Genomic DNA, 26,231 nt, shown 5'->3' with positions numbered 1-26,231 from the left:
TCGTACTTCTACAGAAATATACTTACTAATGAACGATAAAATTAACCTCAATTATTTAGAAAACTATGCACATGCCTTTTCTGAAAAGGTATGTTCGGAATACTTTGGTACTAAAAAGTACATGTCTGGTCAAGAGATCATTCAGTTAACGCCCAGTACCCAGGTTAATTTTATGGTGATCAAGGCACTTTTTGAAAAGTGGAACGAAGAATTGGAGAAGTTAAAAAGCAATCCATTTTTTGATTACAAAGACATGGCGGTTGCAGAAGCTTTGAAGGAGTTTATGAATGTACTTTCGAGGGCGATTAAAATCGAAAACAATCATTTTAGGCCATTGATGGAAATCGCTGTCATCGACACGGTTTTGTTGGCGATAGATCCTTTGGTATATTTTTGGGGAGAAATTGAAAAAAGTAAGGAAGAAAGTCCTTTGAAGCACCTGAAGGCTTCAAAAAAATATATCAAATGGCATACTAAGTTATTGGCAGAATTGGTCGAAAAGGGAGGGCAAGAAGAATCAGAGGTTTATAAGAATACTTTAAATGATCTTTATCAAAAGATGCTGGATGAGCTTGAACCTGCGAAGAGCTTACTCGCAAGTTTAAATCAGGTATTGCCAATTGAATGGGATGAATTGATCCAAAATGAAGCAGAAGAAGCCCCAGTAGCTACAATTCCGGAAGATAAGGAAGAAGCTTTAGGTTCAAGTGAAGAGGAAAACGAAGAGAAAATTGATAATCGATCCATTTCTCAAACTGAACCTGAAGAAGATGAGAAGGAGTTACCTACCGCTCCAGTTTTTGAAGAAAGCAAATCTGCTCAGCCATCAGGAGGGACAATAGACCCGGCATTGGCTTGGGCGAGATTTGAATCCGAGCAGAGTGGCCTTTTGAAAGGTCCTATTGAGAGTTTGGAAGATGGAGTAGCCATCAATCAGCGATTTATGTTTACCAAAAAATTATTTGAGGGCAACCCGGATTTGATGGGGCATGCCTTTAAGTCTATTGATAAATGCGATAGTTTTGTGGAAGCGATTGAATTAATCAATAATCGATATGTTGTTAAATTAAACTGGGATCATGATTCCGAGGAGGTAAACGAATTTCTACACTTGGTTTACCGAAAATTTGACGAAAAGTAAAATCACCCTACACAAGCCGATAATCCGGTAAATACATTATGAATTTTCAAGGAGGGGCTTTCTATAGCCTTTATGGGATTATTTTGCCCGCTTTGAGTTGAAAACAATACTTATGAAAAAATTTTGGTTAATACTAGGGTGTTTAGGAGGTATAATAAACCTGACCAATGCTCAAAAAGGAAAGCGCTTACCTGAGGACAAACCCAATTACATTTTGATTGTGGCGGATGACTTGGGTTATGGGGATTTAAGTTTTACAGGTAGTAAGCAGATCAAAACACCTCATATTGATGCCTTGGCCCAGACAGGTGTTTATTTCCCAGAAGGCTATGTTTCCTCGGCGGTTTGTAGTCCATCAAGAGCTGGTTTGTTGACTGGGCGGAATCAGGTAGAATTTGGCTACGATAACAATCTGGCCAACAATCAGCCTGGCTTTGATCCTGCTTATTTGGGCTTGCCTGTTCAGCAGCAGACTGTAGCGGATCGGTTAGGTGAATTAGGTTATGTGACTGGATTGGTGGGAAAGTGGCACTTGGGATATGAAGACCAATTTTATCCTTTGAATAGAGGATTTGATGAATTTTGGGGTTATAGAGGTGGAGGCCACGACTATTTTGAAGCTGGAAATAATAGCAAAGGTTATAAAGCTAAAATAGAGTGTAATTACAAGACACCACAGGAGATTACCTATATCACAGATGACAAAGGTGATGAATGCGTGGATTTTGTAAAAAGACATCAAGATGAACCTTTTTTCCTTTATGCATCCTTTAATGCTCCACATACCCCAATGCAGGCCACGGCAGCTGATCTGGCATTGTACAAGGATATTAAGGATGAAAAGAGAAGAACCTATGCTGCGATGGTACATAGATTGGACATCAATGTGGGCAGGATTGTGGAAGCGGTGGAAAAAGCAGGGCTATTGGAAAATACCGTTTTCGTATTTATCAGTGACAATGGCGGTCCAGCCTACACCAATGCCTCTATAAATGCTCCTTTTAATGGTAAGAAAGGAACGCTGTTGGAAGGTGGGATACATGTGCCATTTATTATAAAGTGGGATGGAATGCTTTCAGCTGGCTCCTCTTATGCAGCACCAGTTTCCTCCTTGGATTTGACGCCTACTTTTGTGAGTTTGGCTGGAGGAGAACTGAAGGAAGAAGATAAGTATGACGGGGTAAACTTGATGCCTTTTTTGAAAGGGGAAAAGAAGAATATCCCTCATGAGGAAATTAAGTGGAGATTCACCATTAGTGCTGCCATTCGGGAAGGAAAGTGGAAATTGGTGAGGTTACCGGATCGTTTGCCTATGCTCTATAATTTGGAAGAAGATATTTCTGAGCAGCATGACGTGGCCTTGGAAAACCTTGAAATCACCCAAAGGCTACTGAAGAAATTGGGGCACTGGGATGTTAGGTTACCGCATCCGCTGTTTTTGGAGGGGCCAGAATGGCGAGCCAACCAAGTGGAGCAGTATGACAAAAAATATGATTTGGTTCAACCAGACTAAGGCAAAAAAGGTCGGAGATTAATTCCCGACCTTTTTTAGTTCATTCTTCCCAAGAGCTGAATCCTATGTGAATCTAGTTTGATAAAGATAAACAGCAAGATGGTGAATGACCACAGTGAAGAACCTCCGTAGCTAAAAAAGGGCAGTGGAATACCTACCACTGGAAAAAGGCCAATGGTCATGGAAATATTGATCATAAAATGGAAAAGCAGGATAGAAACGACACAATAGCCATAAACTCTCGAAAACCGGGTCTTTTGCCTTTCTGCCAAGAAAACCAATCGAATCAATAGCGCGGCAAAAAGAGCTACTACTACCAAGCTACCAATCCATCCAAATTCTTCTCCCAAAGTACAGAAGATAAAGTCTGTATGTTGCTCCGGTACAAAGTCAAATTTTGTTTGTGTCCCTTCCAAGTACCCTTTCCCCCAGAAGCCTCCAGAGCCAATAGCTATTTTAGATTGGGTTACATTCCAGCCTACACCCAAAGGATCAAGGTCAGGATTGAAAAGTACCATGATACGGTTTTGCTGGTGGGCCGGAAGTTTGGAAACAACCATATCCAAACTGTAACTGTAGGCAATCACAGCTGTACCAATCAGGCAAAGAGTGATTATTCTCTGCCAGTTTTTCTTTCCCATCAAGATCAAAATAACGGTGAGGGAAGCTACTGGCACAGCAATGTATAAATTGTTTTCCACACCCAAGGAAAGGAGAGATACTGCAATAAATACCAAAGCCATGACATAGTATTTCTGGGGCATCCCTTCCCGGTAAAGCATGATGAAAAAAGCCATATACACCATGGCCGTTCCAGTATCAGGCTGTAACATGATCAAAGAAACCGGGATCAGGATGATCAAGATTGCTTGAAATTGATATTTGGGCTGGCTAAGGTCAAAGGATGGTTTTTCTATAAATTTGGCCAATGCCAATGCCGTTGCAAATTTGGCGAATTCTCCAGGTTGAAGACGGAAAGGCCCCAATTCAAACCAGGCACGTTGGCCATTGATTTCCTTTCCAATAAAAGGGGTAAGCAGTAAGATCAAGAGGAAAAAACCGTAGAGGATCATGCTGAGGTTATCAAAGAGCCTATAATCCGCCACCATGATGACCGTAATCAAAAGCACTGCAGTTCCGATCCAAACCAATTGTTTCCCGGAATTGATGCTGAAGTCAAAGATGCTTTTTGCTGCTTGTTCGTCATAAACGGCAGCATAAATATTGAACCAGCCTATCATGACCAAAGCGAAATAGATCAAAATGGTCAGCCAATCAATTTTGTTGATATATAAGTCGTCTTGTCTCACGTTAGTCTCCAAAATCTCCGGCCAAAACATACTCTTCCAAGGCCGGTCTTTCTATATGTCCTCTTAAATATTGTTCTATCATCAAACTGGCTGTACTGGCCGCTGCACGACCACCCCATCCAGCATTTTCCACGTAAACAGCTATGGCAATCTGTGGGTCTTCCTTGGGGGCAAAAGCCACAAAGACAGAATGATCTTCCCCGTGAGGGTTTTGGGCAGTACCTGTTTTTCCAGCAATCGTGATATCCTTGATGATGGCCCTCATGGCTGTACCATAGAGAGCTTCAGCCATGGCATCATGCACCATGTCAAAATGGTGAGGGGCAACGCCCACATCATGTTTGGTGGTAAACTCTTCTGGAATATCCTCAGGGTTGCCATTGATAGACTTAACCAAATGAGGGGTAAAATAGTACCCTTTGTTGGCGAAGATGGCGGCTAAATTGGCCATTTGCAATGGGGTTACCTGCATTTCTCCCTGACCAATGGAAAGGGAATAAATGGTCGAATATTTCCATCGGCCTTTGCCATAAATCCGGTCATATAATTTACTGCTGGGAACACTGCCGCTACTTTCATAGGGGAGGTCCACACCAAGCTTACCTCCCAATCCGAATTTTTCCACAGCCTCATGCCATTTGTCCAAACCAATCTGAGTGTCTGTAAATGTATTGTTGGAGATATCTTGATTGATCATCATCCGGAAGGCTTGGTGATAATAAGGATTACAGGAGTTCCTAATGGCACCAAATAGGTTTACAGGGCTTGGGTGGTTATGACAAGCGACCAATGATTTGTTACAGGCAAAGGTGGTGTTGGGAGTGATAATTCCCCACTGAAGTCCAATCAGGGATTGCACGATCTTGAAGATAGACCCTGGTGGATACATGGCCATAATAGGCCTGTTGAACAATGGTTTGGTGGAATCATTTCGGAGTTTAAGGTAGTTTTTTCCATAGGCAGAACCTGCCAAGAGATTGGGGTCATATACTGGTGCGGAGATCATGGAGAGAATCTCTCCAGTTTTAGGTTGGATGGCCACGACAGAACCTCTCTTTCCTTTCATGAGTTTTTCCCCATATTTCTGAAGCGCCATGTCAATGGTTGATTGCAGGTTCAACCCAGGTATGGAAGCAGTATCCAACTGGCCATTTTTAAAGGAGCCTTTATCGACACCCCTAACATTGACCATTTTGTATTTGGCACCTTTTTTTCCTCTAAGGAATTTTTCATAATAGGATTCCAAGCCGGAATGACCTATATAATCTCCTTGGTTGTAATAATGGGCACTGTCTCTTTCCAGCTGCCGAGGAACGATTTCCGCTATATAACCCAAAGCACTGGAGGCTACAGAATCTGGATAGGCTCTGACTGACCGGGTCATCACAAACAAGCCAGGGTAGTCAATCAGGTAATCCTGAATTCTGGCAAAATCTGTATTGGAGATTTGTTTGATCAGTGGGGAGGGTTTTACCCAACTGTACTTTCTAGCGGCCTTGTACTTTTCCTTAAGTTCTTCCTTTTCGATCTGAAAGAGTTTACAGAATTTGGCGGTATCAACTATATTAAATTCCTGTGGAATGACCATCAGGTCAAAAACAGGATTGTTATAGACCAACAGTTCATCATTGCGGTCATATACCAAGCCACGATAGGGATAATCTACTATCCTTTGTACAGCATTTCTTTCTGCCCTGCGCAAAAAACTGTCATCGATTACCTGAATCATAAATAGTTTGGACAATAGAACCAGTCCGACTATAATGATTACTATGATGATGACACTGTGCCTATTTTCATTCATTTAAATTCCTCTCCTTTTCTTATAAAACAACACCTGAACGATCACACCAATGATAAACGTAAAAGCAGTACTACTAAGTGTCCTGTATATCATCGGAATATACAAGGATGTAGCAATATTGTCAATGAAGAAGAAGGTAAGGTGATGAATGAGTATCAATGGCAAGCTGTACATCAAGAACCAACCTATGCCCATATTAAGCAGAGAAGGAGGCGTGTTGGAGTCATAGCCACCTGTAGGGGTGATCACCTGAAGCCATGGTTTTCTAAGAAAAGCCAACACTACAGCACTGGCAGTATGTAGGCCCATGCTGTCATAGAATATGTCGATTGAAAAGCCAAGGACAAAGGCAATCAGCATTAAAGGGATGGTTTTGATTTCTATAGGCAATAAGAGCAAATAGAGGATATAGAGAAAACAAAAAGCCATGCCAAAAAGCACGAGGTTTTTGAGCACCAGAATCTGGATCAAAAAATAAAGGACAATAGCTCCAACAGAAGAAATTATATTTTTACTATTCATTGACGCTTTCTGTGATTTGTTGAAGTGAATCCAATTCTACCTCCATGCTATTGTTTTCTACCAAGTATACATAGGTTAAGGTGCTGAAGTTAGCTGTTAGGTGAATTGTGATGTCCAGGTAATTGGTCTCTGTTCCAGTACTTACTTCATCTATAGTTCCTACCAGTAAACCTTCAGGAAAAACAGCATTATAACCTGAAGTGACTACAGTATCACCTTTGGCTACTTCCACGTGCCTGGGGACATACTTGAGTTTTGCTTTTTGCGAGTTTTTTCCGTCCCATTGGGTCGAGCCAAAGACATCGGTTGATTTGATTTTAGAAGAAATCAATAAATCAGTATGGAGCAAGGAAATAACGGATGCATAGTTGCTGGACACTCCTTTGACCCGTCCGATGATACCATCTTCATTAAAAACCCCCATTCCTTCTTTTATGCCATCATTGGCACCCTTGTTCAAGGTAATGTGGTTGGTCCTTAGATTGATGGAATTATTGATCACCTTGGCAGAGCGGAACTCATAGCTATTCAGCATTCCACTGTCCAAAGGAATAAAGACACTATCCTTGGTAGGCCTCAGATTTGCCAATCTTGCCATCAGCTGAGCATTTTTCTCAGCCAATGCCTCATTGGTTTTTCCCAAGGTGAAGTATTCCGTGAAGCTGTCCTTGGTATTGAGGAAACTTCCCGTGAAACTATTGGAACTATTGAAGAAAACGGCCCCTTGCGGAGAATTATAGGAAACGACCAGCCAAATGGCAAGGGTTTCTAAGGTAATGAACAGCAAAAAGGCCCGTATACTATATAAGAATAATAAAATGCGTTGCATTTACTCATCAGGTCATCAGCACGGTTCTGAAACTATTTATATTTTTCAGGGCGGTACCTGTTCCTCTCACTACTGCCCTTAAAGGATCTTCTGCAATGTGAATAGGAAGTTTTGTTTTTTGGTGAAGACGTTTGTCGAGCCCCTTCAACAATGCGCCACCACCTGTCAAGTGGATACCATTGTCATAAATATCAGCGGAAAGTTCCGGAGGAGCAATTTCAAGGGCCTTAAGTACAGCCTCTTCGATCTTGGAAACAGACTTGTCCAAGGCAAAAGCAATTTCAGAATAAGAAACTTTGATGACTTTTGGAATACCTGTCATTAAGTCCCTACCTCTGATTTCATAGTCTTCAGGAGCATCATCCAGTTCAGTCAAGGCTGATCCAATGGCAATCTTCACTTTCTCGGCAGACCGTTCACCGATCAAGAGGTTGTGCTGTCTCCTCATGTAATCCAGAATATCCTTAGTGAAGGTGTCACCTGCTACACGGATAGATTGGTCGGCTACAATGCCTGAAAGGGCAATCAAGGCAATCTCTGTGGTACCTCCTCCGATATCTACGATCATGGATCCCATTGGCTTTTCAATGTCGATTCCAATACCAATTGCAGCAGCAATCGGCTCATAGACCATATAGACTTCTTTGGCACCAGCATGTTCGGCTGAATCCCTTACCGCTCTTTTTTCCACTTCCGTAATGCCGGATGGGATACAGATCACCATGCGGTGAGATTGTGGGAACATGCCCTTTTTATGCCCAGGAATCATCTTGATCAAACCCCTGATCATTTGCTCTGCGGCGTAGAAATCCGCAATTACTCCATCTTTCAATGGGCGGATCGTTTTGATGTTTTCATGCGTTTTTTCATGCATGTTCATCGCTTCACGGCCTACAGCCAGAATCCTGTTGCTTGTTTTATCTATCGCAATGATCGAGGGTTCGTCCACTACGATCTTTTCTTTATGTATAATAAGAGTATTGGCAGTACCTAAATCTATAGCTATATCACTTGAGAAAAAGTCGAATAATCCCATCCTGGTCTTTTCTTAATAAATTACGTTTGAGTTGATCGTTTAAAGTTAGCATTAACAATGCTTAAATAAAACGAGGGACAACAAAATTATTACCTTAATTTGATTTTATAAATATGGAGCATTGACTTTTTTTAAATGTCTTGCAATGAGAAAGAAAACACATCCGAATTAAAAGACAAAATCTATGCTGGCAGGTACTTTTTTAAGGTGATTTTTATTGGCCCATATTAGTTGGAGCTGCAGATAGCAAAAAGTAGTCCAAAGTGATCGAAATATTGCTATTCGGGATTTTAAATCGCGAATTAGATTGTGTATGATTTCAAATCCTCCTTTATAAAGAGTTCAGGATTGCAAATCCTGAACAGCAAAATAGCAAACAGTTAAATTATAATGGAGCGAGTTCTATGGGGCATTTTCTGACTCCATAGAATTCACCACAACTACTCAGTAGGTATTCTTCTTCTTTTTCGACAATTCCTGCTTTTACGGGGTTTTGATGGATATATCGGATTTTGGTGTCAAGGAAATATTGGGAAGTGATTTCTTCACCATGATAGCCCACTTTCCAGAATCAGATACCATCGTCCTTTTTCAATAGCCATAATAACCAGTTTTTCCTGCTTTCATGAGGATTTTCTTCAATGGCTTTGATAATACTTTTTGCCGTGTATTTTTTCAAATCCCGAATAATATCACTTAATGGTTCCTTTTTACTTCCGATTATTAAGTGGCAATGATTGGTCAAGATGACATAGGCATAAACCAATAATCCTTTATGCTTTTGGCAGTGTTTAATGCTCTCAAGAAGGAGCTCAGCATAAATTGGACGAGAGAAAACATCTACCCATTGGTTTACCGTAAATGTCACAAAATAAATTCCATATTGATCCCTGATTTTATACGTAAAAGCCATGCCTAAAAAGTGTTAGTTGAAAAATATAAACAATCTTTAAATTAAGGATATCATATTTGATTTACTAAGACTAGCTGAAAATTTTGGCTATTCGGGATTTGCAATCCCGAATCTAGATGATGAGGATTTCAAATCCTCTTTATTTATTGTTCAGGATTTCAAATCCTGAACAGCAGAAACGCTGAACAAAAAATAGGGAAGCAAAAAAGTCCCTGACTTTTCAGCCAGGGACCTTGATATAGTTGGGGATTGTTTTTTCTTAATGTTTGAAGTGTCTTACTCCTGTCATTACCATGGCCATTCCGGCTTGGTCACAAAAATCAACACTGTCTTGGTCTTTGATCGAGCCGCCTGGCTGAACCACTGCCGCTACGCCTTCTTTGGAAGCAATTTCCACACAGTCAGGGAATGGGAAGAAAGCATCTGAAGCCATAACAGAACCTTTCAATTCAAAACCAAATGACTTGGCTTTTTCGATGGCTTGCTTTAATGCATCTACCCTTGAGGTTTGCCCCACACCACTGGCAAATAGCTGGTCTTGGTTGCTTAATACAATGGTGTTGGATTTCGTGTGCTTACAAACTTTGGCAGCAAATACCAAGGCGTCTTTTTGTTCTTCAGTTGGAGCTATTTTAGTCGCTACTTTGAAGTCTTCCTTGGTTTCCATGAACAAATCCTTGTCTTGTTCAATGATACCGTTCAACAAGGTTTTGATTTGCTTGGTACCACCTACTTTGGTTTTCTGAAGTAGAAGAATTCTGTTCTTCTTGCCTTTCAATACCTCTAAAGCATCCTCATCAAATGCAGGGGCAATCAACACTTCGAAGAATAGGCTATGCATTTCTTCTGCAGCTGCTTTGTCCACTGTTTGGTTGGTGATCAAAACGCCACCAAACGCAGAAAGCGTATCTGCTGCAAATGCTTTAAGGTAAGCTTCTTTTACAGAAGCTCCTTTGGCCACTCCACAGGCATTGTTGTGCTTAAGGATTGCAAAGGCAGTTTCTCCATCAAATTCAGCCATCAATGCTACTGCTGCATCGATGTCCACCAAGTTGTTATAAGAAAGTTCTTTTCCGTTCAATTGCTCAAAAAGGTCATCCAACTTGCCATAGAAATGGGCTTTTTGGTGAGGGTTCTCACCATATCTCAAAGCCTTGGCATTGTTTTCACTTACTTTCAAAGCTGGGATTTCTTCAGCTTGGTTAAAGTAATTGAAGATATGTGTGTCGTAATGGGAAGACACTTGGAATGCTTTGGCAGCAAAATATTTTCTGTCTTCGATGGTAGTACCACCTCCATTGTTTTTCAATCTTTCTTCTAGTTCACCATATTGGTCACGAGAAGAAATAATGGTAACGTCTTTGAAGTTCTTGGCTGCTGCCCTGATCAAAGAAATTCCACCGATGTCTATTTTTTCGATAATATCCTGCTCTGAAGCACCTGAAGCTACAGTTTCTTCAAACGGATAAAGATCCACAATTACCAAGTCGATTTCAGGGATATCAAATTCCTGGGCTTGGGAAAGGTCACCTTCGTCTTCTCTTCTGTGAAGGATTCCTCCAAATACTTTTGGGTGAAGCGTTTTTACCCTTCCGCCGAAAATGGATGGATAGCCGGTCAGGTCTTCTACAGCAGTTACTTCTGCGCCTTGTTCCTCAATGAACTTTTGGGTTCCTCCTGTAGAGTAGATTTTTACACCTTGCTCTTTGAGAAGGGCAATGATTGGTTCAAGATTGTCTTTGTAAAATACTGAAATAAGGGCAGATTGAATTTTCTTAACAGCCATTTTTGAAAGTATTGAATGAAATAGGTTTGATGAATTGTTTTAAACTGCAAAGGTAGGAAAATCAGCTGATTAAAGCAGACTTTCAATAACTTTTGGGAAATATTTGTACTCCAAGGCGTGAACCTTATTGGCAATGTCTTCTGGAGTATCCGTGTCCAATACCGTTACACTTTCCTGAAAGATCACCCTGCCATCGTCATATTTTTCATTGACATAATGGATGGTGATGCCGGTTTCCTTCTCGCCCTTTTCCTTAACGGCTTCATGAACGCGCATGCCATACATGCCTTTTCCTCCAAATTTCGGTAGTAAAGCGGGATGGATATTAATAATGCGGTTGGGGAATTTTTTGATAAGCCCATCTGGGATTTTTAGGAGAAAACCCGCTAAGACAATTAAATCAATACCTAGCTCTAGGAAGGATTTTTCTAAAATTCCTTCTTCCATTTCAGATCTGGTAAAAGAAAAGAAAGGTATTTCGTGGTTCTTGGCCCTTTCCAATACATAGGCGTCTTTTTTATTGGAGGCGATGGTCAGCACTTTGGCTTTGGAGGAACCATCAAAGTGATTGATGATTTCCTCAGCATTGCTTCCATTTCCCGAGGCAATTATGGCGATTTTTTTCAAGTGAAGATCTATTTAGATGTTCATTTATAAAGGTTGAGAAGACAAAAATAAGGATATTTTTTGGCCTCACATGTTTTTCCAGTACAAGAGCCGAGCCAATTCATATGGAACATTATAAAAAAGCCATGCTTAAGACACCTGTTAGCATTAATACCTTAGACATTTTGCTGAGTTGAGTGAAATGCTTTTTTCGGTCCGCATAATAGATTTTGTACATGAAGAATAAGAATAAAACTCCAATAGCTCCAAAGTAGATATATAATAAGGTGTCATTTATCTTAAAGGCAACAGTCAAAATGGAACACACAAATATTCCTGCAAGGATAAAAATTATGTTTTTGGTTTTTCTAAAGCCCAGCACGATCGGTAAAGTCTTACATCCGTGTTTTCTGTCTCCCTCCCTGTCCTCGATGTCCTTGATAATTTCCCTGATCAGGTTGATAAAGAAGGCGAATATGGCATAAGTCAACACCAGAAGTTGGGACTGCTGATAGTAGAATCCAATGATCCAAATGGAAAGACCTGTCAAAAGACCAACAGCTAAATTGCCCACAAAGGGAAGTCTTTTGAGGTTGTTAGAGTAAAGCCAAAGGATAAATGCGGCAATAAAATGGATAGCACCAACTTTTAAGTTGACCAGGCAAGCAAGGCCAATACCTACAAAGTTGAGGATGCTGTGGAGAAACATTACTACTCTTCTTCTCATGCCCTTGCCCACGATGACTTCATCAGGTTTGTTGATGTAGTCTATTTTGACATCGTAATAATCATTGATGATGTAACCAGAAGCAGCGATGGTAATGGTCGAGAAAATCAGCAAATACAATTTATAATCTGAAAAGACTGGAATTCCTGACTTAGTTTCCTCAACCAAAAAATAGGCGGTCATTAACTGAGCAAAAGCCATCATCAGCAAGTTGTCAGACCTGATGATTTTGAAAAAGGCAGAAAAGGAAAAAGCTGTCTCAGCTGATGGCTTAGTCATATTTCAAAAATACGGTAAAGTAAGGCAGTAGGTTAGTAGTGGGCATTTTTTTAAGCAGAAAATTACAAGAAAAAAGGTTTAGTTCGCATCGATGATGTCCTGTGAAATCAATTTATAGATTTCAGCCACCTGTTCATTGTAATTCAAAAATTGGTAATGCATGTCCAGGGTGCTAAGGTCTCCTCTAAGTGCTGGCCCTGTTTGTGCTGATTTGGCTCCTATTTCCAAGGTTTTACTGATTTGCTCTATGATCAATGGTTGGAGCATTTCAAAGTCCAAGCCCTGCCTTCGCATGATCTCTTCAGATACCCGGATCATGTGATTGGTAAAGTTGCTGGCAAAAACAGCAGCCACATGGAGGGCCATTCGATCTTTGGATTTCAATACATAGTGGTGTGGGGAAAGGCTTTTGGCCAGTTTTTTCAACTTTTGGAGAGTAGTCTGATCATCTGATTCCAATAAAAAAGGAATCTCATCAATGTCCAAAGAACGAGATTTACTAAAGCTTTGTAAAGGATAAAAGATGCCTGTATAACTCGCAGAACTGAAACCCAAGACATCCAAAGGCATGCTTCCTGAAGTATGAACGAGAATACTCTCCTCTGGAAGAATGATCGCGTCTGCCACTTGTGTGATGGCATGGTCGCTTACGGCAAGGATGTATATATTGGCTTTACTTTCTGAGAAATCGAGGTCTGTTTTTACCTCGGCCGTATAAAGTTTGTTGATGATTTTTTCTGCACGATGGAAGTCCCTGCTATAAACCTCTGTGATGGTATGGCCTGCATTTTCCAAGGCTGGGGCCAAATGCCAGGCTACATTGCCCGTACCAATGATCGCAATATTGAATTTGTCCATTGAATGTTTCCTTATAGAACCAATTGGAGGTCTAAGATACAGCTTTCGGTGTATCCACAAAAAAAGCCTACATCATTAAAATGCAGGCTTGATTAGAATTTAAGTGTATGTTTATTCGAGACCTTTGTCCCTCATTTTGACGAATTCATCATATCTTCTGTATATCGCCACACCAAAGCCGATGAGCATGATGATGGTGCCTATCCAGAGCACATTGATATAAGGTTTTACCAAGGCTTTCATCACCACATAGTCTTTTTGATAATTATTGGCCTTGAAGACAAACTTGTTGGTCTCTGGACTGATATTATCCACTTGTATTTTTACGCCCAAGTCGTGATTTACTGTTGGGATTTTACCGATCCTGTTTCCTCTGATCAAGAAAATAGGATCCAGATGGATTTGTTTGTCGTGATCCTGAATAACCAATTTGGCCTTCACCGCTACATCTCCCTCTTCCAACTCAACGCCTTCCACTTCTTCCATCACTTCTCCTCCTTCAAAAGTGGTGATATAGTCTCCTAGGTGGAATTGTTCTCCAGGAGTCACTTCATAAAACTCATCCTCTCCCCATTCCGGATCGTCATAGCTATTGATGGCTGAAATGTGGGTGTAAAGGTCCTTATTTAAGAAATGCTTAGAGTCAGGAGAAGAAATCAATCCCATGGTGGGGTTAGGTTGCGACATAGGGAAAAGGGTGAATTGGTGCTGCTGATCTTTGAAATACTCAATTTCAAAATAGCTGTTTTCCTCTAACACTATATTTACTTTATCCCCCTTTTTATGATAGGTTTTTCCGTTGACATTAATGTCCTCGAGCGCAATGGCTTCATTGACGTTGTCTGTAGATTCCAGTTTGTTGACATTGACATAGCCCGGAACTCCTTCTAGCTTTTTATTTCTGCCTCGGTAAACCACTTCATAGTCCTTCATTTGGAGGGGTTGGTTGATCCAGAGCAAAACGTTTTCTTTGTTCAGCTCATCTTCCCAATCTCTTTTATATGTCAGTCCTGACATATTGAGTGAAATAACATCTGAGTAGCCTGAGGAGAACATGACACCAATAAGGATCAAGCCAAGGCCAATATGCGCCAAAGAACCTCCTGCCAGTTTGAAAGTGGATTTCTTCAACAACTTGGAAAGAATGGTTGCATTGGCCACAATGGTAAATGTAGCTGCCATGACAATCACCATGAAAGTGATGTTCCAAACTTTGGCTACAGTGATGATGATTGCAGCCAAAATTAGGGAGATAATATAGGGAGTAGCCAGAGCATTTTTGAGCTCCTTTTTGTCCATTTTTTTCCACCAGAAGAATTGGCCTACTGCGGTCAATAAGGCCAGTACCACTCCAAACCAAAGCTGGAACTTGGTATAAAATTCGATTTGATCTGCCGGTGGTGCCATATTGGAAATGCCGCCAAAACTTTCGACTATGGCATTGTATACCGGAATAGAAGTAGGGAGGATCACTTGGAAAGCCATCAGGCCAAGGGTAGTGGCACCGATGAAAATCCAGAATTCCCTGGAGTAAACAGATGCTTCCTTCTCAGATGTAGGAATGTTTTTCCATGCCCTTGCAGAAAGGAAGATGGCCACAAACATAAAGAAGAAAAGGTAAATCAATAATTGGCCGGACAAGCCTAAGTCAGTAAAAGAGTGTACCGAAGTGTCTCCCAAAACACCGCTTCTCACCAAGAAAGTGGCATACAAGACCAAAATGAATTGCAGAATAATCAATACAATAGAGGTCTTCAGGGCTGTGCTACTTTTCCTGAAGGTAATCATCGTGTGAATAGATGCCACAATGATCAACCAAGGAACATAAGACGCATTTTCCACAGGGTCCCAGTTCCAATAGCCACCGAAATTAAGCGTTACATAGGCCCAATAAGCGCCCATGATAATTCCCATCCCTAAAATCAAGGCAGAGAAAATCGTCCAAGGTAATGCCGGACGGATCCATTCCTTGTATTTGCCTGTCCAAAGGCCAGCCATTAAGTAGGCAAAAGGCACTAGGGTAGAAGCATAGCCAAGGAACAAAGTAGGAGGGTGAATAACCATCCAGATATTTTGTAGCAAAGGGTTAAGCCCAGTGCCGTCTTCAGGAACAAAGTCAGGGTTCATTTGGAAAATAGGCGCATTGGCCACATCTCTCAAGAGAATGAAAGGTGAGCTCCCTATCTTCAAGTCTCCTATCACTACTCCTAAAATCATAGATACCAGAAATGCCTGTACCAAGGAGAAAACTACCATTACCGGTCCCTCCCATGATTTATTGGTATGGATTAGGAACAAGCCTAAAATAACATCCCAGAAAATCCAAAGGATAAAAGAGCCTTCCTGACCTTCCCAGAAGCTGGAAATCATATAGTGCACTGGCAATGCCTTAGAGGCATGGGAGTAGGCATAGAAATATTCAAACCTGAAATTGTGTATAATATTAAAAAGTATAACGCCAATGGAGATGGCAGATACAGCATGAATGTAGAAGAAAATCCTACTAAATTTCCTCCAAGAGGCTTTTTCAATTTCAGGAACTACGGTGTATTGATAATAAGAATAGGCGGTAATGAGGGAACTAACAAAAGCCAGAATCACCATCAAATGGCCTAGGTTACCAATAAAGGTATTAATCATAATTTTCAGGGAATCAAATGTGCAATGCTTGCTCTAATTTTTACAGTGATGCTTCCTTCAACTCAGTTTCCTGATACTTGGAAGGGCATTTCATCAATATTTTATCAGCTACAAACATGTTTTCACTTTTGTATGAACCGATAACCACAACTTGCTCGGAGCGGGTGAAATCGGCAGGAACAGGTTCGTTATAATAAACTTGTTGGGAAGTGCCTTCATTGTCCACCATGGTAAAGGTAAATGAAGTCTTGTCATCACTTACTTCCAGGCCAGTCACCGTGCCCATACTGTCTTTTGCTAGCTGACCAACAACATGAATAGGGTCATCATCACCCTCTTGGGCCATGGCTTTGGCGGTGGAGAAACTCTCATATGAGCTTGCATCACCAATCGAAGATACGATAATGACTATGGCTACTGCGATTACGCCTAATCCTAATATATGTCCTTTTTTCATGGTTTGATTTAATGTTATGAAACCTTACGCAAAACCTATTGTGAGGTTTTGGTTTAGCTTTTAAATTCTTTTTCCAGTCTAGATAATTTTTTATCTGTACCTACAAGGTAAACAAGAACCCCACCCATAACAATTCCAATGATGCCTACGAGAACGTAAATTTTTCCGCTTTGGCGCATATCATCGGCCATTTCCACGCTATAGTTTTCGTAATCTTCTGACTTGATCTCTTTTTTTTCCTGAGCCACCGCCTGAAGGCTGATGAACAATAGGAAAACCACTAACCACTTTTGCATTTATTGTTGATTGATAAGTTTGTCTTCTAATTTTCTTTCCAGTCTTCTGGCCCTTAACCTTAGATTAGCGAGCCAAACACCTAATAAGGTCCAAGCAATTACAGCTGGATAAAACACCATTCTGAGTTTGCTGTCCATATCATAAGCATTGAAGCCGGGGTTGCCACCATTTCCAGGGTGAAGGCTGTCTGTAAGTCTAGGCAAAATAAAAATCAATGGGATAAATGCAGAAAAAGCAAAGATGTTATAAACGGCTCCTATCCGGGCTCTCTGATGAACATCTGTCAAAGAGTTTCTTAGAATAAGGTAGGCGAAGTACATGAGTAAGCCGATCGCCGAAGCATTCTGTTTTGGATCACCGCTCCAGTAATCTCCCCAGGTAAATTTGGCCCAAAGCATGCCCGTAACGATGCCCAGAACCCCAAATAAAATGGCGGCATTGGTAAACTCAATGGCCACATCATCATGTTTCAACTCTCCGCTTCGGAGATATTTTACACTATAAACTACAGCGACAACTAACATAATGATCATGCCGAACCACATGGTCACATGAAAATATAATGCACGGATCGTTTCGTTTAGAATGGGTAATCTAGGTACTTCAAAGAGAAGGCCGGCGATAATTGTGTATGCTAATAGTATGATCGCCAATACTTTCCACCAATGTGCTCGCATTTCAATAATTTTGCTTAACAAGTGCAAAAGTAAGGCATAAGTTCCTCATTTTCGACCTTTTCATCAAAAATTATGGATGAGGTCAGGGCTGAGAGTTCAGAACATCAGCTTCTCCAGAGGTAGGGGAAAAGAATATAGGCTGTAGCGCCTATGATGGCATTGATCGCAAGAAGTGTGATCAGCTTGTCCACGCTGATTCCCCTATCCAGCCCATCAATGGCATTTTTAGAGATTTTGATCGCCATAAGTAAAATGGGAATTATAATAGGAAAGCTAAGGATGGCCATCAATGTAGCATTATTGCTTGCCTTGGAAGCAATACCAGAAACCATGGTCAGACAGGCTGAAAAGCCTATGGCTCCCATCAGTAGGTTTAGGACAAACATCGGCTGGTCCTGGACTGGGTTGCCCAATATTACACTGAAAACAATATAGCCCAACAGGGAAAGAATAAGGGTCAAAAGACTGTTATAGATGATTTTGGATAATATGATGGCTTCTGGTGAAGCAATCATATAATAATAAAGCTGGCGCCCTTGGTGTTCCTGTACAAAGCTTTTGGCCACGGCATTGACTGAAGAAAAAAGGATGATGACCCAATAAAGTGCATTCCATGTGGGGATGGAGATATTACCTTGTTTGGCTCCTACACTTAAATATGTGATAAAAACAGCACTGACGACGTAAAGCAATATTCCATTGAGGGCGTATTTTTGTCGCCACTCCAAAGTGATCTCTTTTTTTATCAATACTATTATTTCATTCCACATATCCGCGCAAATATAATAAAGATTGGCCAGTCCTGTAATTTCATGACTAAGTGATTAGTATATCTGTCTGTATTTGTTACTTTAGCTAGATGGTTACCCTTTGGTAGTCATAATATAATTTTTAAATCAACCCAGATATGTTTATGAAAACAAAACTATTGTTTCTGCCACTTCTTCTAATGCTGATGTATTGTCAGCCAGAAAAACAGTCGGCTGTAAAGCTAGAATTAAATTTTGAAAGCGATGAGGGAGTTTCTCAAATAAGGCTGTATAATATGGCTGAACAAGTAGGAGGGGAATTACTAAACCCTGTTTCCTCCTATGAGGCTGATACTAGTGGAAATTATTTAATCGAACTTGATAGTATAAGTTTTGGTCTGTATGCGGTCGAAGTAGGTGGAAAAAGTATACCTGTAATCCTTTTTGAAGGAGTAGACATGGAAGTTACTTGTGATATAGCGGATTTGGAAACGCTATCCTATACTGGAAAAGGAGCGAATGAAAGTGAGTTTTACAATGATTTTAACCCTTTTCCCAGTAATCAGATACAAGTATATGGTCAATTGGAAACAGAAAAATTTGTAGAAAAACTAGACTCAACTTATCAGGAGAATCTAAAGCTGATCAATGCAAATGATAGTTTGAATAATCGTTTTGCTGAAATGGAAGAGGCTTTACTCAAATTAAGGAGAGGATTTTATGTGAAATATTACCCCATCGCCAGAAAGCGTTCTGCTGGAAGTGAAGTTAAGGTAGTTCTTCCTGATTCTGTGGAGGCTTATACCTCCACTGACGGTAAAATGGCTAGCTCTGGTATGATCATACCAAGCTACAGAAGTGCTGTTTATAATAATAATCAACTAAGCTTTAACGATTATATGCAGTCCTACCAAGAGGAAAACCCGGATTCAGAAATGGGGATTAACAAATATATTGAGATGCGAAGGGATTACATTTTAGAAAAAGAAGATGCCCATTTGCAAGACTATTTGATGGCACGTCTTTCTATGGATGCTATAAGTTATTATGGCGAAGAAGTTACTGAAATCGTATTAGGGTCATACAAGAAGAAGTTTCCAAATTCACAATATAAACCATATTTAGACGCGGTAAATGCTAAGTGGGAAGCACTGGCAGAAGGTAAGCCGGCCAAGGAAATAGAAGGTACAAACCCGGAGGGTGATGCTATCAAGCTTTCTGACTTCAAAGGCAAAGTAGTTTATTTGGACACTTGGGCCACTTGGTGTGGACCATGCCGAGGGGAGTTTCCTTCCGCAAAAGTGCTTAAGGAAGAGTACAAGGACAATGAAGATGTAGTTTTCATGTACGCTTCTATAGATAGCAATAAAGACGCTTGGGAGAAGTATCTACAAAATGATCCTGAATTTAAGGGAGTGCATGTGTATGTGGATGGAGCATGGAAGTCCGAATTGTGCGAAGACTATATGATCAAGGCCATTCCAAGGTATATCCTTTTTGACAAAGAAGGAAAAATAGCGAATGCAAAAGCACCAAGGCCAAGCAGTGGTGAAGAGATCAGAGAAGCCATCAATACTTTACTATAGGTTTAAAAGAAAAGAGGCCCCCAATTCTAAATTGGGGGCCTCTTTTTGGTTTAGGCCACTTAGTCAATCCACTCAAAGCCCAAATACGGAACCAATACTTCTGGCATTTTGATGCCTTTCTCGGTTTGGTTGTTTTCCAGGATGGCAGCGACGATTCTAGGTAAGGCCAAAGCACTGCCGTTTAAGGTATGTGCCAAAACTGTCTTTTTATTTTCGTCCTTAAATCTCAATTTAAGCCTGTTGGCTTGATATGTTTCAAAGTTACTTACGGAGCTCACTTCCAGCCACATTTCTTGTGCTGCCGAGAATACTTCCATGTCATAGGTCAAGGCAGAAGTAAATCCTGTGTCTCCACCGCACAATCTTAACACTCTATATTGAAGCCCCAGTTTTTTTAACAGGCCTTGGACATATTTGCTCATGTCTTCCAGTGCTTCATAAGATTTGTCAGGGTGAGAAATCTGTACAATTTCTACTTTGTCAAACTGGTGAAGTCTATTTAAGCCTCTTACATGGGCTCCCCAGCTGCCAGCTTCCCTTCTAAAACAAGGTGTAAAGGCAGTGTTTTTGATGGGTAATTCCTCTTCTTTGACCATTACATCTCTGTACATATTTGTTACAGGAACTTCCGCTGTGGGGATCAAGAAAAGGTTGTCAGCCACCGCATGGTACATCTGTCCTTCTTTGTCAGGAAGCTGACCTGTGCCATATCCACTGTCTTCATTGATAAGGATAGGGGGTTGTACTTCATTATAACCCTGTTTTGTAGCCTCGTCCAAAAAGAAGTTGACCAAGGCCCTTTGAAGTCTCGCTCCCTTACCTTTATATACAGGAAAACCGGCACCGGTTATTTTGTTTCCCAATTCGAAATCAATGATGTCATATTTTTTGATCAAATCCCAATGGGCCTGCTTACCTTCATGAAGTTCTGGGGTTTTTCCATCCTCCAAGATGACTTCGTTGTCCTGGTCAGACTTTCCTGCTTTTACGCTTGAATGAGGAATATTTGGAATAGTGTAAAGCAATTGTTGCAAAGCCTCTTCCACCTCATTGTATTGTTCTTCCAAAGATTTGATCTGACCTTTGATCTCAGCAGTTCTGGTTTTGACCTGCTCTGCTTCTTCTTTTTTGCCTTCACGCATGAGAAGGCCTATTTTTTTGGATATGGAATTGGATTCAGCCTGTAACTGGTCTCTTTCCAGTTGAGCTTCTTTTCTTTTCTTATCTAAATCCAGGACTTCTTGCAGTTTTTCTTTGGCACCTGCAAAAAATCTTTTTTGCAGCCCTTCTACAGCCTGGTCAAAATTGTCACGAATAAAATTTACTTGTAGCATGAGTTTCGCTTAGCTTGATTTTAGAAATGCAAAGATAATGATTTAAGATAGAGGGGAAGGGGAAGGAGGATAAAAATTGGAGGAGGAAATCCAAGGGATATAAATGGGAGGCAACATTAAAAAGAAATATCCGTTAGTAAAGTAACGCAGGTTCAAAAGCCCACTTTTAGCTAAAAGATCTAAATGTTTAAACTACTACTATAGGCTTTAAATGCGTTTTAAATCCATAATTTGAATATAAAAGCACATACTATAAGAAAAAGTTTGCGTATTAAAGTTGCTTACTGTAATATTGTGATATCAAAAAGTTCATAATCCGCGCCCTGTGGATTCATCTTATTCATAAGATATCTTTTTATACCAATCAATTAAACAGTCACAGTACTCATTTCAATTAATCACATCAAGTACATCTTATACGTTTTTTATGTATAACATTGAAGAACTAAAAATCAGATTGCTATCTGAGCTTAAAGAGATAGCAGAAGAGTTGGGGGTAAAAAATTATAAATCCCTCAAGAAGGATGATCTAGTGTATGCCATACTGGATCAACAAGCAATCACCCCTGAGAAAGCCCTTCCTAAGAAAAAACCTTCCAAAGTCGAAACTAAACCTGAAGAAAGCCCTGAAGTTGTAGCTCCCGCTGCAGCCAAAGAAGTTGTTCCTGCAGAAAAGGAAAGTAAGCCAAAGTTCCGTCGCCAGAATGTTACGGAAATGAAAAAAGAAGAAGAGAAGTCTGCCAAAGTGGAGAAGCAAGAGAAAGCTCCAAAGACTGATTCCAGAAGAGAGAGTCCCAAGGCAAGAGTAGAGAGGAAAAGTGAAGCCGAATCCAAGCCTGACTCAAAAAAGGAAACACCAGCCAATGGGGATGAAGATAGCAGAAGAAGCTTCCGTCCTAGAAGAAAAGCTGTAGTGGATGAAGAGGCTCAAAGAATAGCCAATACCAGGTCGGCAGAGCAGGATGTAGATCTTCCAAAGCGCAAGAATTTCAGAGATCAAGAAGAGCAACCATCCAATAATGGCAGTAAGAAGAAATATGCTGTAGCCGTTAAAGAATTTGATGGAATAATTGAAAATGAAGGAGTGCTTGAGATCATGTCCGATGGATATGGATTCCTTCGATCTTTAGATTACAACTACCTAGCTTCTCCAGACGATATTTATGTTTCGCCTTCTCAGATTAAATTGTTTGGGTTGAAAACTGGAGATAATATCAAAGGTCAAATCAGACCTCCAAAGGAAGGCGAGAAGTACTTTGCCTTGTTGAAGGTAATATCTGTAAATGGAAAGACCACCGAAGAAATTCGTGACCGTATCCCATTTGAGTATTTGACGCCTTTATTCCCTGAGGAGCGATTGAAATTAACTACCAAAGCAGATAATTTCTCTACTAGGATTGTAGATTTATTTGCTCCTATCGGAAAAGGTCAGCGTGGTATGATCGTAGCACAGCCTAAAACTGGTAAGACGGTGTTGTTACAAAAGATTGCCAATGCCATTGCAGAAAACCATCCTGAGTGCCATTTGATGATTCTTTTGATCGATGAACGTCCAGAAGAAGTGACAGATATGGCCAGGTCTGTAAAGGCAGAAGTGATTTCTTCTACCTTTGATGAGCAGGCTGAACGTCACGTGAAAGTGTCGTCTATGGTGTTGGAAAAAGCAAAGAGGATGGTAGAATGTGGTCATGATGTGGTGATTCTTTTGGATTCCATTACAAGATTGGCCAGAGCATATAATACAGTAGTTCCTTCTTCAGGAAAGATTCTATCAGGTGGTGTGGATGCCAATGCACTTCATAAGCCTAAGCGATTCTTTGGTGCTGCAAGGAATGTAGAGAATGGTGGTTCATTGACGATCATTGCTACAGCTCTTGTGGAAACAGGTTCCAAAATGGATGAGGTGATCTTTGAAGAGTTTAAAGGTACCGGTAACATGGAGCTTAGCCTCGATAGAAAACTTTCCAATAGAAGAATTTATCCTGCTATTGATGTGCCGGGTTCTGGTACTCGCCGTGAGGATCTTTTGATGGAAAAAGAAGAGATGCAACGTATCTGGATATTGAGAAAACTCATGTCAGATATGACTTCTCAAGAGGCCATGGAATTCTTACTGCAAAGAATGAAAGGCACGCGAGACAATGCAGAATTCCTTATTAGTATGAATGGATAGAAATCCGTTTGATTAAAGATAAGTTGAGCCTCAATCCTCTGGGATTGAGGCTTTTCTGTTTTATTACAAGGCGGGATTAATGCTGTTTTTTTACACGAATATGCTTTTTGAAATATTATTTTGTATTATTTTTAATTGTCTACTTTTTATTTTATATATGTAAAGAATTACGTTAATCAATACAATATTATAAGGCTTTTTTAATTATTTGAAATACATAATCACCAAGATGATTTCAAAGGATAAATGCCTGAATAATAAACCAACTTAATTCCTTGATTGTGGTCAGCGGGTCTTACTCACCATTTGACTTTCTGCTCTATAGGGGATCAATCATGTTTTATCGGTAAAATGATGAGTGCATGGAAAAAACTACTACAGTTAATTATTTTCAACCACAGTTATTGCTTTCGGTAGGACTTTTTGTCCTACTGACGGCATTAAATGCAAAACCGGGTCTAGCTGAAGGTTCAGGAGATTGGGGAACAGCAACCGATCGCAGAAGCTGGCTTTGGGTGCCCTCCAACAGTAGTACCTCTAATACAGGTTATGGCACTCGAGGTTTTATGATGTTGCCATCCAATGCTGATAGTTATAATCCCGACCACAGGTTTTATGTTTATGTAAAGAATGGAGAAACTGTTTACTGGGGGTTTAGAAAGCGAAGTGGAGGAGACAATATGCGAGTGAGGTGGCTATATGATAATACAGATACCTCTTTTTTTCCCGTCGGTACCGGTGGTGATATGGTAGAAATCGATGATGAATATTATGATGCAGGTGATGATGGTGGAGGTGAAGGTAGGCCAGCAGATGCACAGGAAGCGGCTAATGGACCTGAAGATATTGTGGGGACAAGCGGATATGAGGCTTATTCCTTTACCAATTCCACTGGCGCTGATAGGGCTTTTTGGATTGAAATCTCCGATGAAGATGGTGATATAATTGATAATGGGTTCCAAATTGATTACTGGGACATTACAGTAGCGAACGGTACAGATATACAGGCGGGTAGAGTGTATTGTAAATATTGGAGTGTATATAATGGCCTTCCCAGTGAAGAGGGGGTGGCCAATAATCAATCCTTTCACGATAATTTTGGATTCTTTGTGCCGGTAGATGATACTTTTGGAGGAGAGGGAGATGCTTACTTTGTGAAATATGCCCATTTTGGTGGGGCAAATGGAGGATATGTTAATTTTTTTGCCAATCAGGACGGCCCGCGTAATGATCAAGGGAGTCATGTTGAGAATAGAAAGTCAATTTCTGGGACTTCTTCCAATTACCAATATCCACTTTTTTTAAATGATCCAGATATAGAGTTTTGGCCTACCACTGAGGTTCCCACTGCAACATTAGATATATCATATCAGGAAAAGATCCCTACCGGAACAGGAGGTGAAGCTTGGGTGGATTTTAATATCAGCCTTCCAGGAATAGTAGATGTATTGATAGATCTTAATGGAAACGGAGTATATGATGGAGGAGTGGATATCATAATGAGTGAGAGTTATGATGCTCCTGGTGATTACCAAATTTATTGGGACGGTAAAGATGCTAATGGAAATGTGGTAGTAAGTGGATCCCAGATTGAAGTTTTTGCCGCTGTAGTCTTTGCCCCTGTTCACTTTCCAGTTTATGATATGGAGCAAAGTCTGGGAATTACCATAACCAATGTTCGGCCAGGTGATCCAGAGAATAATGATATATACTGGGATGATTCCGAAATTTCTGTTGATAATGACCAGTCCTTGGAGGTGAATGTAACTGGGGAAGCCGGAACATCTCATATTTGGTATGCGTCTGGAAATGAAGGGTTTGGAAATTTGAATACCATCAATACCTGGGCTGCATCTTACTATGCGGAGGTTAATGAAGAAGATGGCTATCGGTATTTGACCTTTAGAGGTAATGTATTTGATGATGAGAATGGATTGGATGATGATTTGGTGAGTGGAACACCTACAGCAGCAACTGGTCTTTATGCATTGATAATTGATGCAGATAATAAGGTGGTGGCCAGTGCTCCAGTTGAATCAGATGGAGCTTATTTGATGGATAGAATTCCGGATGGAATTTATAGTGTTATTTTGAGTACAGTAAATGCTAACCCCGGTGATTCTAGCCCCGGCCCGTCACTTCCCGAAGATTGGGAGAATACAGGTGAGCAATTAGGTGTGATCAGTGGGATTAATTTAAAAGGTAATAATGGGATATTAGAAACCATTGATCTTGACAATACTTCAATAGTAGACGCTAATTTTGGTTTAAGAACATTGTCAATACTTCCTGTGCAATGGGAAAGTTTTTATCTCAATTATAGAAATGAAAATGTAGAACTTTCATGGTCAGTGGGTAAGGAATGGGAAAATAGCCACTATATAATTGAAAGGTCAAAGGATGGACAGGAAGGTTTTGAGGAAATAGGTAAAATAGAGGCAATAGGCTGGAGTGAAAGTAGAATAGAGTATAGTTACAAAGATGTGCAATTACCTATTTCCGGAGGGAGGATCTATTACCGGATAAAGCAAGTAGATTTAAACGGTAGATTCAGTTATAGTAAGGTTTTAGGTCAATCCGTAAATTCCAAGACCTTTTCTAAAAGTGGATGGGTGGTTTGTCCTAACCCAGCAAGTGGGGATAATATCAGGCTAAATTATTTGAATGAAAGAGAGGTCATAAAAGGCACCATAAAGGTTCGCTTGGTTGGGATAACAAAAGCATCACCATATCTTGAAGCGAATAATGTTGAAGAAATAAATACTGGAGTGAAGAGTTTATTGGAAGGGATGTCAAAAGGATTGTTGCTTTTAGAAGTTCATTGGGAGGATCATATGGAGTGCATTAAGATTATTTATCAATAAGGAGTTGATTTAAAGTTTTGGTTTGTAAGGGGTTGGTATTTAGTTTCTTATAATTTATAAGATAGGTTTTTTGCAGTTTTTCCGTATGTTTTTGCTTTTCAAAATAATATTCTGAATATTTAGAAAAATT

At 40.3% G+C, this 26,231-nt stretch carries 22 protein-coding genes; 5 read left to right on the top strand and 17 right to left on the bottom strand.

What is annotated here, in order from left to right:
* Positions 1-28 precede the first annotated feature (28 nt).
* Both JL001_RS04020 and JL001_RS04015 read left to right on the top strand, forming a co-directional pair.
* On the top strand, positions 29-1,141 hold the full coding sequence (locus JL001_RS04020) for a hypothetical protein (RefSeq protein WP_200974880.1): 1,113 nt from the start codon (positions 29-31) through the stop codon (positions 1,139-1,141).
* A gap of 112 nt (positions 1,142-1,253) precedes the next feature.
* Positions 1,254-2,654: a sulfatase-like hydrolase/transferase gene (locus JL001_RS04015; protein ID WP_200974879.1), complete on the top strand. Its 1,401-nt coding sequence runs from the start codon at positions 1,254-1,256 to the stop codon at positions 2,652-2,654.
* A 35-nt stretch (positions 2,655-2,689) separates the two neighbouring features.
* Here JL001_RS04015 and rodA read toward each other — a convergent pair whose 3' ends face one another.
* The 16 genes from rodA to JL001_RS03940 form a co-directional block, all read right to left on the bottom strand.
* Entirely contained in the window at positions 2,690-3,964 is a 1,275-nt protein-coding gene (gene rodA, locus JL001_RS04010) for a rod shape-determining protein RodA (RefSeq protein WP_200980285.1), read from the bottom strand.
* Between the two features lies 1 nt (position 3,965).
* The gene (gene mrdA / locus JL001_RS04005) at positions 3,966-5,768 is read right to left on the bottom strand and encodes a penicillin-binding protein 2 (RefSeq protein WP_200974878.1); all 1,803 of its coding nucleotides are present in this window, start codon (positions 5,766-5,768) and stop codon (positions 3,966-3,968) included.
* The gene (locus JL001_RS04000; RefSeq protein ID WP_200974877.1) at positions 5,769-6,290 is read right to left on the bottom strand and encodes a rod shape-determining protein MreD; all 522 of its coding nucleotides are present in this window, start codon (positions 6,288-6,290) and stop codon (positions 5,769-5,771) included.
* Positions 6,283-7,119, bottom strand: a complete 837-nt coding sequence (gene mreC, locus JL001_RS03995) for a rod shape-determining protein MreC (protein ID WP_200974876.1) — start codon at positions 7,117-7,119, stop codon at positions 6,283-6,285. The genes JL001_RS04000 and mreC overlap by 8 nt, the downstream gene beginning before the upstream one ends.
* A gap of 7 nt (positions 7,120-7,126) precedes the next feature.
* A complete protein-coding gene (locus JL001_RS03990) occupies positions 7,127-8,155 on the bottom strand; it encodes a rod shape-determining protein (protein WP_192009399.1) in 1,029 nt (342 codons plus the stop codon).
* Between the two features lie 385 nt (positions 8,156-8,540).
* Positions 8,541-8,717 (bottom strand): hypothetical protein, encoded by a 177-nt coding sequence (locus tag JL001_RS23140; protein ID WP_236252706.1) that lies wholly within the window; start codon positions 8,715-8,717, stop codon positions 8,541-8,543.
* Between the two features lie 9 nt (positions 8,718-8,726).
* Entirely contained in the window at positions 8,727-9,068 is a 342-nt protein-coding gene (locus JL001_RS23135; RefSeq protein ID WP_236252705.1) for a transposase, read from the bottom strand.
* Positions 9,069-9,327: 259 nt separating this feature from the next.
* Positions 9,328-10,854 carry a bifunctional phosphoribosylaminoimidazolecarboxamide formyltransferase/IMP cyclohydrolase gene (gene purH, locus JL001_RS03980; RefSeq protein WP_200974875.1) on the bottom strand — a complete coding sequence of 509 codons (1,527 nt, stop codon included), beginning with the start codon at positions 10,852-10,854 and terminating at the stop codon, positions 9,328-9,330.
* Between the two features lie 69 nt (positions 10,855-10,923).
* Positions 10,924-11,481, bottom strand: a complete 558-nt coding sequence (purN, locus tag JL001_RS03975; protein ID WP_200974874.1) for a phosphoribosylglycinamide formyltransferase — start codon at positions 11,479-11,481, stop codon at positions 10,924-10,926.
* A gap of 112 nt (positions 11,482-11,593) precedes the next feature.
* The gene (locus tag JL001_RS03970; RefSeq protein ID WP_200974873.1) at positions 11,594-12,466 is read right to left on the bottom strand and encodes a geranylgeranylglycerol-phosphate geranylgeranyltransferase; all 873 of its coding nucleotides are present in this window, start codon (positions 12,464-12,466) and stop codon (positions 11,594-11,596) included.
* Between the two features lie 78 nt (positions 12,467-12,544).
* Positions 12,545-13,324 (bottom strand): Rossmann-like and DUF2520 domain-containing protein, encoded by a 780-nt coding sequence (locus tag JL001_RS03965; protein ID WP_200974872.1) that lies wholly within the window; start codon positions 13,322-13,324, stop codon positions 12,545-12,547.
* 111 nt (positions 13,325-13,435) lie between these two features.
* Positions 13,436-15,964, bottom strand: a complete 2,529-nt coding sequence (ccsA, locus tag JL001_RS03960; RefSeq protein WP_200974871.1) for a cytochrome c biogenesis protein CcsA — start codon at positions 15,962-15,964, stop codon at positions 13,436-13,438.
* A 40-nt stretch (positions 15,965-16,004) separates the two neighbouring features.
* Positions 16,005-16,421 (bottom strand): cytochrome c maturation protein CcmE, encoded by a 417-nt coding sequence (locus JL001_RS03955; RefSeq protein ID WP_200974870.1) that lies wholly within the window; start codon positions 16,419-16,421, stop codon positions 16,005-16,007.
* A gap of 53 nt (positions 16,422-16,474) precedes the next feature.
* On the bottom strand, positions 16,475-16,717 hold the full coding sequence (locus JL001_RS03950; RefSeq protein ID WP_200974869.1) for a CcmD family protein: 243 nt from the start codon (positions 16,715-16,717) through the stop codon (positions 16,475-16,477).
* On the bottom strand, positions 16,718-17,395 hold the full coding sequence (gene ccsA / locus JL001_RS03945) for a cytochrome c biogenesis protein CcsA (RefSeq protein WP_200974868.1): 678 nt from the start codon (positions 17,393-17,395) through the stop codon (positions 16,718-16,720).
* A gap of 104 nt (positions 17,396-17,499) precedes the next feature.
* On the bottom strand, positions 17,500-18,165 hold the full coding sequence (locus JL001_RS03940; RefSeq protein WP_200974867.1) for a heme exporter protein CcmB: 666 nt from the start codon (positions 18,163-18,165) through the stop codon (positions 17,500-17,502).
* Between the two features lie 143 nt (positions 18,166-18,308).
* Between JL001_RS03940 and JL001_RS03935 the strand changes: the two genes are divergently transcribed.
* Positions 18,309-19,730, top strand: coding sequence for a TlpA disulfide reductase family protein (locus JL001_RS03935; protein WP_200974866.1), 1,422 nt, complete (start codon positions 18,309-18,311; stop codon positions 19,728-19,730).
* A 59-nt stretch (positions 19,731-19,789) separates the two neighbouring features.
* Here the strand turns inward: JL001_RS03935 and serS are convergent, their stop codons facing one another.
* Positions 19,790-21,064, bottom strand: a complete 1,275-nt coding sequence (gene serS, locus JL001_RS03930) for a serine--tRNA ligase (RefSeq protein ID WP_200974865.1) — start codon at positions 21,062-21,064, stop codon at positions 19,790-19,792.
* A 427-nt stretch (positions 21,065-21,491) separates the two neighbouring features.
* Between serS and rho the strand changes: the two genes are divergently transcribed.
* The gene (gene rho / locus JL001_RS03925; RefSeq protein ID WP_200974864.1) at positions 21,492-23,237 is read left to right on the top strand and encodes a transcription termination factor Rho; all 1,746 of its coding nucleotides are present in this window, start codon (positions 21,492-21,494) and stop codon (positions 23,235-23,237) included.
* Between the two features lie 362 nt (positions 23,238-23,599).
* Complete coding sequence (locus JL001_RS03920) at positions 23,600-26,101, top strand: hypothetical protein (protein ID WP_200974863.1); 2,502 nt, start codon at positions 23,600-23,602, stop codon at positions 26,099-26,101.
* The last annotated feature ends 130 nt before the right edge of the window (positions 26,102-26,231 follow it).

The sequence above is a fragment of the Echinicola sp. 20G genome (genome assembly GCF_015533855.1).
Lineage (GTDB): Bacteria > Bacteroidota > Bacteroidia > Cytophagales > Cyclobacteriaceae > Echinicola.
The sequence above is the reverse complement of the archived record's forward strand: the minus strand, read 5'-3'. Positions and strand labels throughout refer to the sequence as shown.